General features: G+C 66.9%; 14 protein-coding genes and 2 pseudogenes. 9 read left to right on the top strand and 7 right to left on the bottom strand.

From position 1 onward, the window contains the following. Positions 1-68: 68 nt before the first annotated feature. A pseudogene (locus ACW17Z_RS19330) lies at positions 69-185 on the bottom strand (IS3-like element ISMamg1 family transposase); the annotation flags it as partial. Between the two features lie 80 nt (positions 186-265). Here ACW17Z_RS19330 and ACW17Z_RS19325 point away from each other — a divergent pair. The 5 genes from ACW17Z_RS19325 to ACW17Z_RS19305 all read left to right on the top strand — a co-directional run bounded on the left by ACW17Z_RS19325 (position 266) and on the right by ACW17Z_RS19305 (position 5,601). Beyond that, the gene (locus tag ACW17Z_RS19325) at positions 266-1,237 is read left to right on the top strand and encodes an HlyD family secretion protein (protein WP_492058808.1); all 972 of its coding nucleotides are present in this window, start codon (positions 266-268) and stop codon (positions 1,235-1,237) included. A 10-nt stretch (positions 1,238-1,247) separates the two neighbouring features. Then, positions 1,248-2,948: an ATP-binding cassette domain-containing protein gene (locus ACW17Z_RS19320; RefSeq protein WP_492058806.1), complete on the top strand. Its 1,701-nt coding sequence runs from the start codon at positions 1,248-1,250 to the stop codon at positions 2,946-2,948. After that, complete coding sequence (locus ACW17Z_RS19315) at positions 2,945-4,039, top strand: ABC transporter permease (protein ID WP_492058805.1); 1,095 nt, start codon at positions 2,945-2,947, stop codon at positions 4,037-4,039. Before ACW17Z_RS19320 ends, ACW17Z_RS19315 begins: the two co-directional genes overlap by 4 nt. Next, positions 4,039-5,151: an ABC transporter permease gene (locus ACW17Z_RS19310; protein ID WP_492058803.1), complete on the top strand. Its 1,113-nt coding sequence runs from the start codon at positions 4,039-4,041 to the stop codon at positions 5,149-5,151. Before ACW17Z_RS19315 ends, ACW17Z_RS19310 begins: the two co-directional genes overlap by 1 nt. Before the next feature lie 297 nt (positions 5,152-5,448). Beyond that, positions 5,449-5,601, top strand: a complete 153-nt coding sequence (locus tag ACW17Z_RS19305; RefSeq protein WP_492058801.1) for a hypothetical protein — start codon at positions 5,449-5,451, stop codon at positions 5,599-5,601. A 154-nt stretch (positions 5,602-5,755) separates the two neighbouring features. On the opposite strand, the pseudogene ACW17Z_RS19300 reads toward ACW17Z_RS19305, so the two are convergent. The 3 genes and pseudogenes from ACW17Z_RS19300 to ACW17Z_RS19290 form a co-directional block, all read right to left on the bottom strand. Beyond that, a pseudogene (locus tag ACW17Z_RS19300) lies at positions 5,756-5,974 on the bottom strand (P-type ATPase actuator domain-containing protein); the annotation flags it as partial. A gap of 3 nt (positions 5,975-5,977) precedes the next feature. Beyond that, positions 5,978-6,730, bottom strand: coding sequence for a Bax inhibitor-1/YccA family protein (locus ACW17Z_RS19295; RefSeq protein ID WP_492058800.1), 753 nt, complete (start codon positions 6,728-6,730; stop codon positions 5,978-5,980). Between the two features lie 596 nt (positions 6,731-7,326). Continuing rightward, the gene (locus ACW17Z_RS19290; protein WP_492058798.1) at positions 7,327-7,557 is read right to left on the bottom strand and encodes a DUF6629 family protein; all 231 of its coding nucleotides are present in this window, start codon (positions 7,555-7,557) and stop codon (positions 7,327-7,329) included. Between the two features lie 133 nt (positions 7,558-7,690). On the opposite strand from ACW17Z_RS19290, the gene ACW17Z_RS19285 reads away from it, so the two are divergent. The 4 genes from ACW17Z_RS19285 (at position 7,691) to ACW17Z_RS19270 (ending at position 13,829) form a co-directional block, all read left to right on the top strand. Further along, entirely contained in the window at positions 7,691-10,057 is a 2,367-nt protein-coding gene (locus ACW17Z_RS19285) for a phosphoketolase family protein (protein WP_492058796.1), read from the top strand. 15 nt (positions 10,058-10,072) lie between these two features. Beyond that, a complete protein-coding gene (locus ACW17Z_RS19280) occupies positions 10,073-11,431 on the top strand; it encodes an MBL fold metallo-hydrolase RNA specificity domain-containing protein (protein WP_492058795.1) in 1,359 nt (452 codons plus the stop codon). Positions 11,432-11,517: 86 nt separating this feature from the next. Continuing rightward, positions 11,518-12,951, top strand: coding sequence for a thymidine phosphorylase family protein (locus tag ACW17Z_RS19275; RefSeq protein ID WP_492058837.1), 1,434 nt, complete (start codon positions 11,518-11,520; stop codon positions 12,949-12,951). 23 nt (positions 12,952-12,974) lie between these two features. Then, positions 12,975-13,829, top strand: a complete 855-nt coding sequence (locus ACW17Z_RS19270; RefSeq protein ID WP_492058836.1) for a ribose-phosphate pyrophosphokinase — start codon at positions 12,975-12,977, stop codon at positions 13,827-13,829. Here ACW17Z_RS19270 and ACW17Z_RS19265 read toward each other — a convergent pair. The 3 genes from ACW17Z_RS19265 to ACW17Z_RS19255 form a co-directional block, all read right to left on the bottom strand. Then, a complete protein-coding gene (locus ACW17Z_RS19265) occupies positions 13,819-14,415 on the bottom strand; it encodes an RNA polymerase sigma factor (RefSeq protein ID WP_492058794.1) in 597 nt (198 codons plus the stop codon). The genes ACW17Z_RS19270 and ACW17Z_RS19265 overlap by 11 nt on opposite strands. A 429-nt stretch (positions 14,416-14,844) precedes the next feature. After that, positions 14,845-15,102, bottom strand: coding sequence for a methionine adenosyltransferase (locus ACW17Z_RS19260; protein WP_492058792.1), 258 nt, complete (start codon positions 15,100-15,102; stop codon positions 14,845-14,847). Between the two features lie 50 nt (positions 15,103-15,152). Continuing rightward, entirely contained in the window at positions 15,153-15,449 is a 297-nt protein-coding gene (locus tag ACW17Z_RS19255; protein ID WP_492058790.1) for a hypothetical protein, read from the bottom strand. Positions 15,450-15,486: the final 37 nt, after the last annotated feature.

Raw genomic sequence — 15,486 nt, 5'->3', positions numbered from 1 at the left:
ACCTTGCCCCCAACCTTGGACCAGGTCGTGCCGGGATTTCTCGCCGGTCAGGCGCCGGGCGGGCCATATGGCCCGCCCGGCGCGATATAATGCCAGGCGACCCGATGATCCTCCGCCCAGGCCAGGATGGCCGTCGAGGTGAATTCCGTGCCGTTGTCGCTGACGATCATCCCCGGCTGCTGGCGCATGAGCTGTAAGGTCCGGCGCACGGGGGCGTCTTTGAACGAGCCTAGCAGGGCGCGGACGGATCGCCGGGAGGGGCAGGGTGAAGATTCAAGCACGACAGGCGACGCTGCTGGTGGCGCTGGGCCTTGCGCTGCTGGCGGGCGGATCGGCGATCGCCTATTGGCGGCTGAAGCCGCCGCTGGCGCCGGCGCAGGTCATCTATGGCAGCGGCCGCATCGAAGCCGACGAAGTCCGCGTTGGCCTGGAGTTGGGCGGACGCTTGGTTGAGAACCTCGCGGTCGAGGGGGCGACGCTCCGGGCGGGCGCGCCCTTGGCGCGCATCGAGCCCGTGGACATAGCGCTGCAGTCGGATCGCGCGGCCGCGCAGCAGGCGGCGGCGGCGGCGACGGAAGCCCAGGTCGTCAGTCAAATGGGCTTGGCGCAGCATCACGCCATGACCGCGCGGGCCGACCTTGACCGCTACGAGACCCTGGCCCGCGACGGCTACGCGCCGGCACAGCGCCTCGATGTTGTGCGCAACACCTACCAGGCGGCGGCGGACCAGGTGGCCGTGCTGAAGGCGCAGCGCGCCGAAGCCGCCGCCCAGGCGCGAGCGGCCGGCAAGGTGCTTGAGCTCAGCCGCTCGCAGCTGGCGAAGACCAGGGTCGTGGCCCCGATCACTGGGGCGGTCCTGCAGCGTCTGGCCGAGCCCGGCGAGGTCGTAGCGGCGGGCCAACCCGTCGCGGTCCTGGCCGACCTGACGCGGGTCAAATTGCGGGTCTTCGTTGGCGAGCGGGATCTGGGCAAGGTCCGGTTGGGGGCGCTGGCGCGTATCCGGGTCGATGCCTTTCCTGATCGCCACTTCATTGCCCGGGTGGCGCGGGTGGACGCCCAGGCCCAGTTCACGCCGCGCGACATCCATATGCAGGATGAGCGCAGCCGGACGGTCTACGGCGTGACCTTGGAAGCGCCGAACCCGCAGGCGGTGCTCAAGCCTGGCATGCCGGCCGATGCCTGGATCCTCTGGAACGCGCGGGCTGGCTGGCCGTCCCGTCTGACCGCGCCGCAGTAGGGGAACAGAGATGAGCCAACCCGTGATCGTGGCGGAGGCGTTGGGCCGGCGCTATGGGCGGCGCCAAGTGCTGGACGCCGTGAGCTTCGAGCTTGCGCCCGGCGAGGTGTTCGGCGTCGTGGGGCCTGACGGCGCCGGCAAGACCACGCTCCTGCAGATCCTGGCCGCGATCCTGCGGCCGACCACGGGAGAGTGCCGGGTCCTGGGCGAGGACGTGCGCCGCGCGCCCGAACGTGTCCAGGCGCGCATCGGCTATATGTCCCAGGGCTTCTCCCTCTACGACCGGCTAACGGTGGCGGAGAATCTCGCCTTCGCCGCCGATATCCGTGACGTGCCGCGCGAGGCCTTGGCTGAACGCCGAACGCGGCTGTTGGCGATGGCCGGGCTGGAACGGTTCGAAGGCCGACGCGAAGGCCAGCTCTCCGGCGGTATGCGCAAGAAGCTCGCGCTCTGCGCCAACCTGATCCACGAACCGCCCCTGCTCATTCTCGACGAGCCCAGTCTCGGCGTCGATCCGCTGTCGCGCCGCGAGCTCTGGCGTATCCTCGACCAGGCCAAGGCCGATGGCCGCTCCATCATCTTCGCCACCTCCTACATGGACGAGGCGGACGCCAGCGACCGCGTCCTGCTGCTCCGCGAAGGCCGGCCACTGGCGATCGGCGCGCCGGCCGAGCTGCGAGGGCGGGCCAAAAGCCGCGTCTATCGCGTGGTCGCCGCCGATCCGGCCTCGACGGAGCGCCAACTCAGCGCCGACGCCGAGGTGATCAGCTTCCAGCGCCGGGCGGGCGATGAACTGCGCGTGCAGATGCGATCCGAAGCGCCGCCAGCGCTATCGGGTGACGCTCGCCCCGAGGCGGTCGAGCCCAGCATGGAAGACGTGTTCACCGTCGTCTCGGCCCCGCCGCCTGCGCCGGTGCGGGCGGCCGAGCCCGCCCCGCCCCCGCGACCCGCGAGCCCAGCGGCCGACGTGATCGTCGCCGAAGGAGTCGCCCGCCGGTTCGGCGACTTCAAGGCGGTAGATGACGTCACCCTCAGCGTTGCCCCCGGCGAGGTCTTGGGACTGCTCGGGCCCAATGGCGCGGGAAAGACAACCCTGATCCGCATTCTTTGCGGGCTGCTGGCGCCCAGCGCCGGCCGCGCCCAGGTCGCGGGTTTTGACGTCGCCGCTCAGAGCGAGGCGGTGCGCGCCCGCATCGGCTACATGTCGCAGCGTTTCTCGCTCTATCCGGATTTGAGCGCGCGGGAGAACCTTGTGTTCTTCGCCCGGGCCTATGGCGTCCCCCGCGCGGAACTCAAGACGCGTATCGCTTGGGCGGCGGCACGCGCCGGGCTTGAGGGGGAAGGGAGTGAGACCGTGTCGTCGCTCTCAGGAGCGACCCGGCAAAGATTGGCGCTCGCCTGCGCCATGGTCCATCGTCCGCAGGTGCTCTTCCTGGATGAGCCCACCTCAGGCGTCGATCCGCTCTCCCGGTTCCGCTTCTGGCGGCTCATCGCTGCGCTCGCTGCCGATGGGGTGGGCGTGGTGGTCACCACCCATTATCTGGAGGAAGCCACCTTCTGCGATCGGCTTGGCCTGATGATGGATGGGCGGTTGATCGCCCTTGGGCCGCTCGCCGATCTGACCGCCGAGCTGGGGCTGAAGACGGCCACGGTGGAAGATGTCTTCCTAGGCTTCATCGCCCGCGAACGGGCCGCGAGGCGCGCGGCATGAAACTTCGTCGTCTGCTAGCCTTCGCCCGCAAGGAGGTGATCGAGATCTCGCGGGATCGCTTCACCATCGGCGTGGCGTTGTTCATGCCGGTAATGATGCTGTTCCTGTTCGTCTACGGCATCACCCTGGACGTCGAGAACGCCCCTCTGATGGTGGTCGACCAGGACAAGAGCGCCGCCAGCCGTGAGCTGCAGGCACGGTTCGTCAATTCCGGCTACTTCATGCTCAAGGCGGCCCCCGAGGACGAGCGGGCCGCCGAGCACGCGCTGATGCGCGGCGAAACCCGTGCGGCGCTGTTCATTCCCAAGGGCTTCGCGCGTCGTCTGAGCCGCGGCGACGGTGCGCCGGTGCAGTTCGTGGTGGACGGCACCTACGCCAGCACCGCAGCGATCCTGTCAACCTATGGCCGGGCGATCCTCTATGCATTCCCGGGTGAGTTGCGCCTTCCGGTGCAGCCGGAGGTTCGCGTCTGGTACAATCCGCAACTGCGCAGCCGAAATTTCATCGTTCCAGGCCTGTTCGCGGTGATCCTGATGGCGTTTCCGCCGCTGCTCACGGCGCTGGCCGTGGCACGGGAAAAGGAACTCGGCACAATCGCCCAGATCTACGCCTCGCCGCTGACCCGCGGCGAGTTCATCGCCGGCAAACTGCTGCCCTATGCGGGCATCGCCTTTCTGGAATTGTTGATCGTGGTGATCGGCGGCCTGGTCTGGTTCCAGGTGCCGGTGCAGGGCAGCCTCACGCTGCTGCTCGCCGTTGGCCTGCTCTACGTTGTCTGTACGGTCTCCATCGGCCTTCTGGTCTCCACCTTGGTGCGTACGCAGCTGGCCGCCATGCTCGCGGCGATGATCGTGACCCTGATGCCGGCTTTCCTGTTTTCTGGCTTCATCTATCCGATCTTCACCATGCCGCGCGCCTTTCAGATCTACGCCTCGGCCTTTCCGACCCGCTATTTCCTCGAACTGTCGCGGGGTGTCGTGCTTCGCGGCGCCGGTTTGCGGGAGCTCTGGCCCAACGTGGCTGTTCTGGCGGCCTACACGGTCGTCGTGTTCGCGATCGCCGCCTGGCGCTTCCGCAAGAGGATCGCCTGATGCTGGGTCGCCTCAAGGGACTGCTGGCCAAGGAATTCGCGCAGTTTCTGCGCGACCCGGTGATGCTGTTCATAGTCCTTTTTCTCTACACCGCCGAGCTTGTGATGTGCACGTTGGCCCTCGGCTTCGACGTGCAGAACCTGAAGCTCGGGGTCATCGATCATGATCGCTCCGCCGCCAGTCGCACCCTCGTGCAGGAACTGGCGACCGGCGGAAACTTCGTCCTGACCGATCAGTTTTCGAGCTTGCAGCAGGCCCAAGGCCGGCTGCAACGGGGCGCGCTCGACGTGGTGGTCGAGATCCCGCCGGACCTGAGCGCACGGCTGGCCGCCAGTCGCCAGGCGTCCCTGGGCGTGGTGGTGGACGGCTCGAATGGCAATGTCGCCGCCCGCGCGCGAGCCAATGTGATCGAGATCCTGGCGCGGTTCGCCCAAGCCCGGGCAGTCGCAAGGCCCGGCGCGCCGTCAACCTCAGCGGGCGTCCGGTCGGAGGTGCGAGTCTGGTATAATCCGGACCTGACCAACACGCGGTTCATGGCCTTGTCGATGCTGGCCCAGGCGGGCTTGATGTTGGGCGTCGTCTTGCCGGCAGCCGCCATCGTGCGCGAGAAGCAGGGCGGCACCATCGAGCAGCTTCGTGTGACGCCGATCCGCGCCCATGAGCTCTTCATCGCCAAGGTGACCCCAACGATCATCATCTGCACCGGCGCGGTCTTCCCGGCGCTGCTGATCATGACGCTGATGGGCGTTCCGATGCGCGGCGACGTGACGACGCTCCTCGCGCTCACCGTGGTCTATCTGCTGAGCGCGGTATCCTTGGGGACCTTCGTGGGCACCATCACCGAGACCCTTCAACAGGCCATGTTGCTGGGGTTCTTCAGCCTCTTCCCGCTGCTGTTCCTGTCGGGGACCATGGCCCCGATCGAGAGCATGCCCGGATGGCTGCAAACGGCCTCCCTGGCCAGCCCCCAGCGGCACTATGTGGATATCGTCTCCGGCCTCTTCCTGAAGGGGGCGGGGCTGGCTGAGCTCTGGCCGCACGCCCTGGCGCTGGTGGGGATCAGCACGACGATGTTCCTGGGCGGATGGCTGCTCTTCCGGCGACAGTGGTGACGCGAAGGCAAGCGGAGGCGGTCAGATGGAGATTGCGATCTTCGAGACGGAGGAGTGGGAGGGAGCCGTCTGCGCGCGGCTCTCGCCGGAGTATCGACTGACCTGCACGCGTGAGCCGTTGCAGGCGCAAGGGATCGAGGCGTTTCGCCCAGGCGTTCCGCCGATCACCAACATGATCGCGGCCATGAACGCGGCGAGGACCGACAGTCTGGGCAGCGGATGTTCCCTAAAATCTGTCGCTAGCATGACGTTCTGCCGGGGCGCAGGCAAGCCGATCACGACGCAAGATCCGGTCTCTTGGCCGCCTGTCAAATCCGTCAGGATGGGGCCGGCGGGGCGGGCGTCGCCGGCTCAACTGTGCGACAGGTGCCGAAGGGTGTCAGCCATGACCTGCATCTCGGCGATCCGGGCGTCCAGGTCGGCCAGATGGCCGGCTCGCGGTCGCCTTGACCTAGCGGCTCGGACGTCCGCGGTCGCGCCGGAGGCCTTCGATGCCTGTCCGATGTTCATCTCGACCTCCCCGGCGCCGGGTACCCGCTCGTCACAGCTGCACAGCCGGCAGGCGCTGGGCGTTGCCGACGGCGCTGACGCTCAACAGCGCCATCGCGGCCGCCACCGTCTGGACGATCTGTGCGAGCAGCGTGTCGGACCCGACCTTCTCCGGCCGCATGCCGAACGAGCCGGTCGTGTTAATCGTCCCGCCGACGACCTTGTCGCCGGTTGGTTGGTTGGTGACCGGCATCGACTCGCCGGTGACTATGGACTCGTCGATGGAAGCGCGCCCCTCGACGACCTCGCCATCCACCGGAATCGTCGCCCCGGGGGCTCAGCGGCGCTGACCGAACAGGTTCAGGAGGAATTGGAATAGGTTGATAAAGTCGAGATAGAGGCTGAGCGCGCCGTAGCTGCTGGCCGCGCCCAGCGCCGCTGCGTCTCCGCCGAGCCGGTGATAGGTCAGCTTCAGGCGCTGGGTGTCGTAGGCGATCAGCCCTGCGAAGATGAGCACGCCGATCGCACTGATCACGAACGAGAAGCCAGGCGGGTTCCAGAACATCTGCACCAGCATGGCGACGACCAGCCCCACCAAACCAATCAGCAGGAAGCTGCCGATGCCGGTCAGGTCCTTCTTCGTCGTGTAGCCGAAGAGGCTCAGGCCGCCGAACGCTGTGGCCGTGATCAGGAAGGTCGCGGCCAGTGAGGCGCCGGTGTAGACGAGGCCGACGACACCGAGGGATGCGCCGATCAGGGCGCTGATGGTCCAATAGAGCAGGCTCGCGCCGCGCGCGGACGGCGTGCGCATGGCGAACATCGAGCCTAGAAGCACTACGATGGGCGCGAACGCCACGGTCATGCCGACAAGCGTGTAGCCGGCAAATCGACCGTCCGCAGTCATCCGGAACATCGCGTCCCGAACCGGCGGCACCATGCTCGTGAGGTAGGCCAGGCCGGCAGAAAGCACAAGTCCGAGCGCCACCTTGTTGTAGACGCCGATCATAAATCGGCGGAGTCCCGCATCGATCGACATGTCCAGGCGCTCTGGCGCCACCCGGTCGAGCGAGCGTTGGTCGAGGTGCGTCATCTCAGTCTCCCGTACCGCCTTCGCGCGGTCCCCTCGATGTCTGCTTCTATGGACGCAAGTTCAGGCCGCATCTTACGCAGATTGACGGACCAATGACGCCTCGGCGAGATGGGGCGGAGGCCAGGTCGAGATGTGCTTGTTCCCAGGCCGGCGCCTTCAACACGGTTCTTGGCGAAGCGCCTCGTCTCGGCGCAGCGCCCACAGCAGGTAGGCGGAGGCCAGCGCGCCTCCGAAGCAGAAGACCGAGATGTACGCCCACTGGAAAAAGCCCACTGTGATGGCGAGCACCAGCGCCTCGATCCCGCCGAAGACCCTTATGCGCCGGTCGGACGCCAGCAGGAGGGGGCAAGGACGATGAAGACGTCTATCAGGCAGGTCGCCGGTCGACTGATGATGTCATCAAGCAGCTGGATGTCGCTGTAGCGGATGGCGTGCTCAAGCAAGGTGACCTTCAGCCAGCCTTCACGCGTCAGATAGGGGGAGGAGCTGCACGCTCCCGAGCATCCCGCCGAGAACGGCGAAGATCAGGTACGGCGCATGACGCCACGGCGGCTCAGTGAAGTAACGGCAACCGGTATCCTGACCGGCCAACCGATTCAGGCGAAGAACACGTAGTAGAGGGAGAAGACTGCGGTAGTCGCCACGTCGTTGTGGGCGCCTGCGACCCAGATGATTCCCTCGGCGAACTGCTGAAGCCCAAGCAGCATCGGAAGCGACGCGAGCCCGGTGAAGCGCCGGTCGTGACGCCACGTGTGCCAGATGAAAAAGGAGCCGGCCGCGATGAGCACGGCGGCCGCGGTGAAACTGACTGGGGCCGAGAGGCACATCGCCGCCGGATTCTCCGATCCGGGATCTGACACAGACGATGTTTGGCTGTGCGGCGCAAGCCGACGGCCTGTAAGCGATCGAGCGCTCCCGCGTCCAACCGACGCTGCCTTGAGGCGTGTGGAGGTGAATTGCGTGAGGCAAAAGTGGGCTGACGATTGGACCGGGGGCTTCGGCCTGCTTCGGCGCGATCCGGCGACGATCGCACGGATCGCGGCCTTGGCCGACCGTCTCGTTCAGCGCGGCGTCTGGCCGGATGCGGAGTCCGTTTACCGGATCCTGGCGGCCGCGGACCGGCTGACGCGCGCAGCCATGTGGCTCGTTGTCCACATGACCTATGCGCGGCGGGTGAATCTCTCTGGCGGCGTGTTGCCTGCGGAAGCCTTCAAGGATGATCCGGAAGGCCACACAGGCGGTTCCCTCAACATGGTGCCAGCCTTCGTGGGCTACCTCGCCGCGAATGTCTTGTCCGGCGCGACGCGGTCCTGGGTGATGGGCCAAGGCCACTGCGTTGCGGCCATCGAGGCCGTCAATGTGTTGACCGGCGATGTCTCAGAGGCAGAGCGTTCGCGTTATCCACGCTCGGATCTTGGTCTCTCGCAGCTCGTCTGCGACTTCTACGGTTACCAAATCCGACCCGATGGCCGTCCCGCAGCGCCGATAGGGAGCCATTTGGGGCCGACGACCGCGGGTGCAGTCTCGGAGGGCGGCTACCTTGGGTTCGCCGAGCTGCAATACGTCCACATGCCGCTGCGCGGTGAGAGCTTGGTGGCGTTCCTAAGCGATGGGGCGTTTGAGGAACAGCGCGGGTCGGATTGGGCGCCGCGCTGGTGGCGCGCCGAGGATTGCGGCCTCACGACGCCGGTGATGATCCTGAATGACCGGCGCATCGAGGAACGCACCGAGATCGAGCAGGAGGGTGGGGCGAGTTGGCTCGAACGTCATCTATCCCTAAGCGGTTTCGACCCGATGGTTATCGATGGTCGCGATCCCGCAGCTTTCGCTTGGGCGATCCTGGACGCCGAGGAGCGTCTGAAGCGGTTTACGGCGGACCCGCAGCGCCAATATCCGGCTCCGCTCCCTTACATCATCGCGCGGACGGAAAAGGGCTTCGGCTTCCCCGGCGCCGGGACGAACCGCGCTGACAATCTGCCTCTCGAGGGAAACCCGCGGCACGACGGCGCCGCGCGCGACAGCTTCAATACCGCTGCGGCGGCCCTTTTCGTCCCCAAGCGCGAGCTCGCCGCAGCTGTTGATGTTCTGAAGACCCACGAAATCCAGCATCGGCCCTTGGAGAGCCGCCACCCCGCGGCGACGCGGAACCCGCCCGCACCGCGCGAGCCCGTTCCCGCATGGACCAAGGTCGCGACCTCGCCCATGGACGCGCTCGACGCCTGGTTCGTTGATCTGGTGGGGTCCAATCCCGAGCTGCGCCCGCGGGTGGGAAACCCCGACGAGTTACGCAAAAACCACATGGGCCGCACCCTCGACCGGTTGAAGCATCGGGTGAACCGGCCAGAAGCGGGAACGGCGGAGGCCATCGACGGCGCGGTGATCACGGCGCTGAACGAGGAGGCGGTTTCCGCGGCTGCGCTCGGCAACAAGGGCGGCCTCAACCTGATCGTCAGCTACGAAGCCTTCGCCATGAAGATGTTGGGCGCGCTGCGGCAGGAAGTCGTGTTTGCGCGCCGCCAGCGGGAGGCAGGCACGCCGCCGCGGTGGATCTCGATCCCGCTGATCGCGACGTCGCACACTTGGGAGAACTCGAAGAACGAGCAGTCCCACCAGGATCCCAGCCTTGTGGAAGCCCTGCTAGGCGAAATGTCGGATACCGCGCGGGTGCTGTTCCCCGTGGACGCAAACAGCGCGGTTGCAGGGCTCGCGGATGTCTATCGGACGCGTGGCCAAGTCGCCTGCCTGGTGGTTCCCAAGCGGTCGGTTCCCGCCCTGCTCACCGGCCCGGCCGCCACAGACTTCGCGGCGCGCGGCTGGGCCCACCTGGCCGGCGACCCGGCAGACTCCGAGATGCAGATCGTCGTCATCGGCGCCTGCCAGGCGGCCGAGGCCTTGGCGGCCTGGCATCGGCTACAGACGCGGGGCCGGCGGGCCTGCGTGACCGCCGTCATGGAGCCCGCGCGTCTGCGGGCGCCGCGTGACCCGATCGAAGCGACCATCACCCTTCCCCCGGCCGAACTGAATGCGGCCTTTCCTCCCGGCCTTCCCAGAGTCCTGGTGAGCCACACCCGCCCCGAACCCATGCAGGGCCTGCTGCGCCGGATCGATCCGGGCGCGGATCGGATGATGTCGCTGGGCTACATCGGCCACGGCGGCACGCTCGACGTCTTCGGCATGCTGTTCGCCAACCGCTGCACCTGGGGCCACATCGTCGAAGCCGCGGCGCAGGTCCTCAAGGCTCCCGTTTCCGAGCTGCTCGCCCCCAATGAAGCCACGGCGATCGCCGGCAAGACCAACCCCCGCGCGCTCCAGACGAGCCTCGGCTGAAAGAAGGATTCTGACGTGATCACACTCACCAGCCTCGGCGGCGCGGGCACCGTCACCGGTTCGAAACATATGCTGGAGGCGGATGGACAGCGGCTGCTTATCGACTGCGGCCTCTTCCAAGGCCTCAAGCAGTTGCGAGATCAGAACTGGCAGCCGCTGCCGATCAAGGCGAACTCAATCGATGCGGTGGTGCTGACCCATGCGCACCTCGATCACTCAGGCTACCTGCCGAAGCTGGTGAAAGACGGCTATCGCGGCCGCATCCACGCCAGTTCCGCCACCCGCGATGTGGCGAATCTCATCCTTCGGGACAGCGCCCATATCCAGGAACAGGACGCCGAAAGCGCCAACCGGTACGGCTATTCCAAGCACAAGCCGGCGCTGCCGCTCTACGGTGTCCACGACGCCGAGCGCACGATGGAACAATTCTCGGATGTGCCCTTCCATGAGGAGACGCGCATCGCCGGTGGCGCGCGGATCACATTGCGGAGGGCTGGCCACATCCTCGGCGCATCGACGGTCCAGGTGGATTTGCAGGGTACGAAGGTCGTCTTCTCCGGCGACCTCGGGCGCTACGGCGACGCCACCATGGTCGATCCCGAGCCGGTCGAGGATGCCGACTACGTCGTGGTGGAGTCCACCTACGGCGACCGCAAACACGACGCCCGCGATCCGGACGAGGCGCTTGGGGACATCATCGAACGGACGACGCAGCGCGGCGGCACGGTAATCATCCCGACCTTCGCCGTCGGTCGCGCCCAGTCGCTGCTCTACCACCTCTGGAAACTGAAGCAGGCTGGCCGGCTGGGGCTCGTTCCCATCTACTTGGACAGCCCGATGGCGATCAACGCCACCGACCTGCTGCATGCGCATCGTGAGGACCATCGGCTGCCCCCGGACATCTGCGACGCCACCTGCGCCATCGCCACCTATGTCCGCGACGTGGCGCAATCCAAGGCGGTGACGGCGGACCGGATGCCCAAGGTCATCCTCGCCGCCAGCGGCATGGCCACGGGCGGACGCGTCCTGCACCACATCAAGGCCTATGGCCCGGACCACAGGAACACCATCCTGTTCTCGGGCTTCCAGGCCGCGGGCACCCGCGGTCGCGCCATGGTCGAGGGCGCCAAGGAGGTCAAGATCCACGGGCAGTGGATTCCGATCAACGCCGAGGTGCAGAACCTGCAGATGTTGTCGGCGCATGCCGACGCCGACGAGATCCTGCGCTGGCTGTCGGGCTTCCGCCGGCCGCCGAAAAAGACCTTTATCGTCCATGGCGAGCCCCACGCCGCGGACGCCCTGCGCCTTAAGATCCAGGACAAGCTGGGCTGGGACTGCATAATCTCGCAGATGATGGAGCCGCACACACTGTGACCCTCGAACAGCATTCGCCCAGCGGCCCGCACCAGCTGCGGGCGCGGCGGCTTGGCCTCTTCGCACAGCACGAGTCGATCGTGCTCATGCGGCGAGACTGCCATGTGTGCCGCTCCGAAGGGCTGTCCGCCCGATCGCAGGTGCTGCTCACGGCCGGCGGTCGAGACATCTACGCCACCCTCTATCAACTGGACGGCGACCTCATCGAGTTGGACGAAGCCGCACTTTCCGAGGAGGCTTGGCGCCTGCTTGGCGTGGCGCCGGGCGCGCCGATCGAGGTCCGCCATGCCCCGGCGCTGGAGTCCATGTCGAGCGTGCGCCGGCGAATTTACGGCTCGCGCCTGGACGGCCCGGCCATCGCGGCGATCGTAGGCGACGTCGCGGCCGGCCGGTACACCGACGTGCACCTCGCCGCCTTCCTGACGGCGTCCTCGGCGCTCCCGCTCGATGAAAGCGAAACGGTCTCGCTCACCAAGGCCATGGTCGACGTGGGTGATCGCCTGAGCTGGAAGGCCGACATGGTCGTCGACAAGCACTGCGTCGGCGGCCTGCCCGGCAATCGCACCACGCCCATCGTCGTGGCGATCCTGACCGCTTGCGGCCTGGTCTGCCCCAAGACCTCCTCGCGCGCGATCACATCGCCGGCGGGGACCGCGGACACCATGGAGACCCTGGCCCCGGTCGACCTGGATCTTGCCGCCATCCGGCGGGTGGTCGAGGCCGAGGGCGGGTGCATCGTGTGGGGCGGCGCCGTGAACCTCAGCCCCGCCGACGACATCTTCATTCGGGTCGAACGGGTTCTGGACGTCGATACCGAGGGCCAGCTGGTCGCCTCGGTGCTCTCCAAGAAGATCGCGGCGGGCTCCACCCACGTCGTGCTCGACCTCCCGGTCGGGCCCACAGCCAAGGTGCGGTCTGAGGCTGCTGGACAAGAACTGGCCCAGCGCCTCTCAGCCGTCGCCCAGTATTTCGGCGTCAAGACCCGATGCGTCATCACCGACGGCAGCCAGCCGGTAGGTCGCGGGATCGGTCCTGCCCTCGAAGCCCACGATGTTCTGGCGGTCTTGCAGAATGCGGCGGGCGCGCCCCAGGATTTGCGTCTGAGGGCTTGCCTTGTGGCCGGGGCCGGCCTCGAGCTCGCCGGCGTCGCCAAGGCCGGCGATGGCCTTGGCCTTGCCGAGGCGACGCTTTCCAGCGGCCGCGCCTGGGCAAAATTCCAGGCGATCTGCGAAGCCCAGGGGGGACTCAAAACGCCGCCCACGGCGCCCCTTCAGACACCGATCCTGGCGCGACGATCCGGCCGCGTGGTTCACATCAACAACCGCCAGATCGCCACCCTGGCGAAGCTCGCCGGCGCGCCGGCACGCAAGGCCGCGGGGCTGACGCTCGAAGCACGTCTCGGAGACGATATTGGCGCCGGGCAGCCGCTGCTCACCCTGCACGCAGAGTCCGAAGGCGAGCTGGCCTATGCGCTTGAATACGCCGCCGCGCACCCCGACCTGGTGGAGATTCAGGCGTGACCGCCGGTCCAATCGTCTTCGCGATGCCCGGCTCCGAACGCCAAGGCCGAGACTTGGCCAATCACCTTCGCGCCGAGATCGGCGTGCTGGAAACCCGGCGGTTCCCGGACGGGGAATCCTACGTGCGCATCCTGTCCGTCGTTGCGGGACGCGACGTCCTTCTCGTCTGCTCCCTAGCGAATCCGGACGACCAGTTCCTGCGCCTGGTGTTCGCCGCGCGCACGTTGCGCGAGCTCGGCGCGTCGCGCCTCACCCTGGTGGCGCCTTACCTGGCCTATATGCGCCAGGACAAGCGGTTCCACCCAGGGGAAGCCGTGACTTCCACTCAGTTCGCCGACCTGCTGTCGCGTGAGGTCGACCGCCTAGTCACCGTCGATCCGCACCTGCATCGCCACAAGGCGCTCTCGGAAATCTACGCCATTCCGGCCGTGGCCCTCCATGCGGCGCCCCTGCTGGCCGACTGGATCGCCGCCAACGTGGAGCGGTCACTTATCATCGGGCCCGACATTGAGAGCGAGCAGTGGGTGTCCGACGTCGCCGGCCGGGCCCGCGTCCCCTATGTCGTGCTCCGCAAGGAGCGCCATGGCGATCGGAACGTCGAGATCGCGATCCCGGATCTGAGTGAATGGGCCGGCCGACAACCCGTCCTCATCGACGACATCGCGTCGTCGGGTCGGACCTTGATCGAGGCGGCTCGTGGGCTTGTGGGACAGGGATTGGGGGCGCCGGTCTGCGTGGTCGTACATGCGCTGTTTGCGGATGGCGCCTTCGCGGACCTCTCAAGCCTGGCAGACCGCATCGTTTCCACGGATTCCGTCGCCCATCCGAGCAACGCCATCCCGCTCGCGGGACTGCTGGCGGAGACCCTTAAGGCCTGAGCCGGGCGTCTTTGGGCCGCGAGGCGGCGATGAAGCGCGTGGCAAGCGGGCAGGGCGCGGCGCAGGCGGCGCAGCGGGCCTTCATCATCTGGCGGAGCGCTTCGCGGGCGCGGTGCACCCGAACGCCAGCGTTGTTGGCGGTGATCGCCATGGCGTCCGCGATGAGCTTGAGCGGTGTCTCCTGCAGCTCGGAGCGGCGCAACAATGTCGCGGATTCCGGCTTTAGATCATCGATCGCGTGGGTCAGGCAGTCGAGAGGCCGTTCGAGGTCTTCCGGTTCATCCGGCTCACAGCTGGGTTCCGCGCGTACGCCGTCCTGCAGCCTGGCGCGCCCGGCATTGCGGCGATAGCGGTCGAACAGCGCATTACGCAGGGTGATGGATAGCCAGGCCTCGACCTTGGCGAGATCTGTCAGCCGATCCGCGCCCTGGATCGCCTTCAGCGCGAACTCCTGCAAAACATCCTCCGCGTCTTCCCGCGACCGCAAGCGGATCTGCAGGAAGCGCAGATGGCGGGGCCGGCCCTGCCGCAAGTGCTCTTCGACGAGCCGCCGCACCTCTTCCGCCGGCGCCACGCCCGAGACCAAATAGACTCGCCGATCATCGGCCGAAATGGAGGCCGTGCCAACAGTTGCTGCAAGTGACATAGGCGGTCCTCCACATCCGATGGATGCAGGGTGAACCGTGGTCGGCGGGTAGCGTAATAGGTATATTCCGCATATTCCGGTCATGGGAAGGTCTCCCAGTTAAGCTTCACATGGCTGGAAGGTGGGCTCGACCCGAATGATCAAGTATAGCCCCACCTCACCGGAAACGAATGCCTAGATGCGCGCGGATAAGTTCCCAAGCGTGACGGAGGCAATTGCCTGTGCGGCTTTGTGAACCTCAGCCGGGACCCCACCCGCGGACAGTTCAATCCGCACCTCTATGACGGCCGCTCGGTGATCGGCGCGCCGCCACGTCGTCGAGCTTGCCGACATGGTTTACCGATTTCTTGCTCGAAGCGGCTTGGGCGCTTATCGGCCGGAGCGGGCGACCGTCCGGTCAATCTTGATCGGCGACTCCATCTGACGGCCGCCGAACGCCGGCGCTGATCGAACAGCGCTCAGCAGAGCCTTCTCGATATTGTGGTGCAGAAGGGTCCCAAACTGCTCGCGATAGGCGCCGCACAGATCGCGCGAGGGCGGTTCGGCTGGCGCATCGCAGATGGCGTTGAGATGGCCCGCGCCCTTGCGCTCGACCACCTCGGCGGCGCCCGCGGCGCCAGGGGACAAAGTCTCGCGAGATGGCGACGGGCGTTAGCGCGCGAGACGCGACCGTCCGCTTAGTCGCGCCGCCTGGAAAAGGTGTTGTAGAGTAATCCGCAGAACACGGCGATGTACCAGCCGCAGGCGAACGCCCAGGCCGCGCCGGCGACGATGAGGGCGGGACTGGTCCAGTCCAAGCTAGGGTAGAGCGCACCCAGGAAGTGGAGTTTTTCAAGTCCAGGCAGGAACCCACCGAGGGCGCAGAGCAGGAAGCTCACCGCCATGAAGATGGACAGCGAAAGGCCCAGCGGGACGATCGCCACGCCGCGGTTAGCGGCTGCTGCCTGATGGGACTGATCGAGGGTGGTCGACATGGTGTCTCCTCCTGTGGCTCGACGGTTCTGAGCGGCC

This window comes from Caulobacter sp. GSs2, from assembly GCF_058680895.1.
This window is presented reverse-complemented; position numbering and strand designations above follow the sequence as displayed.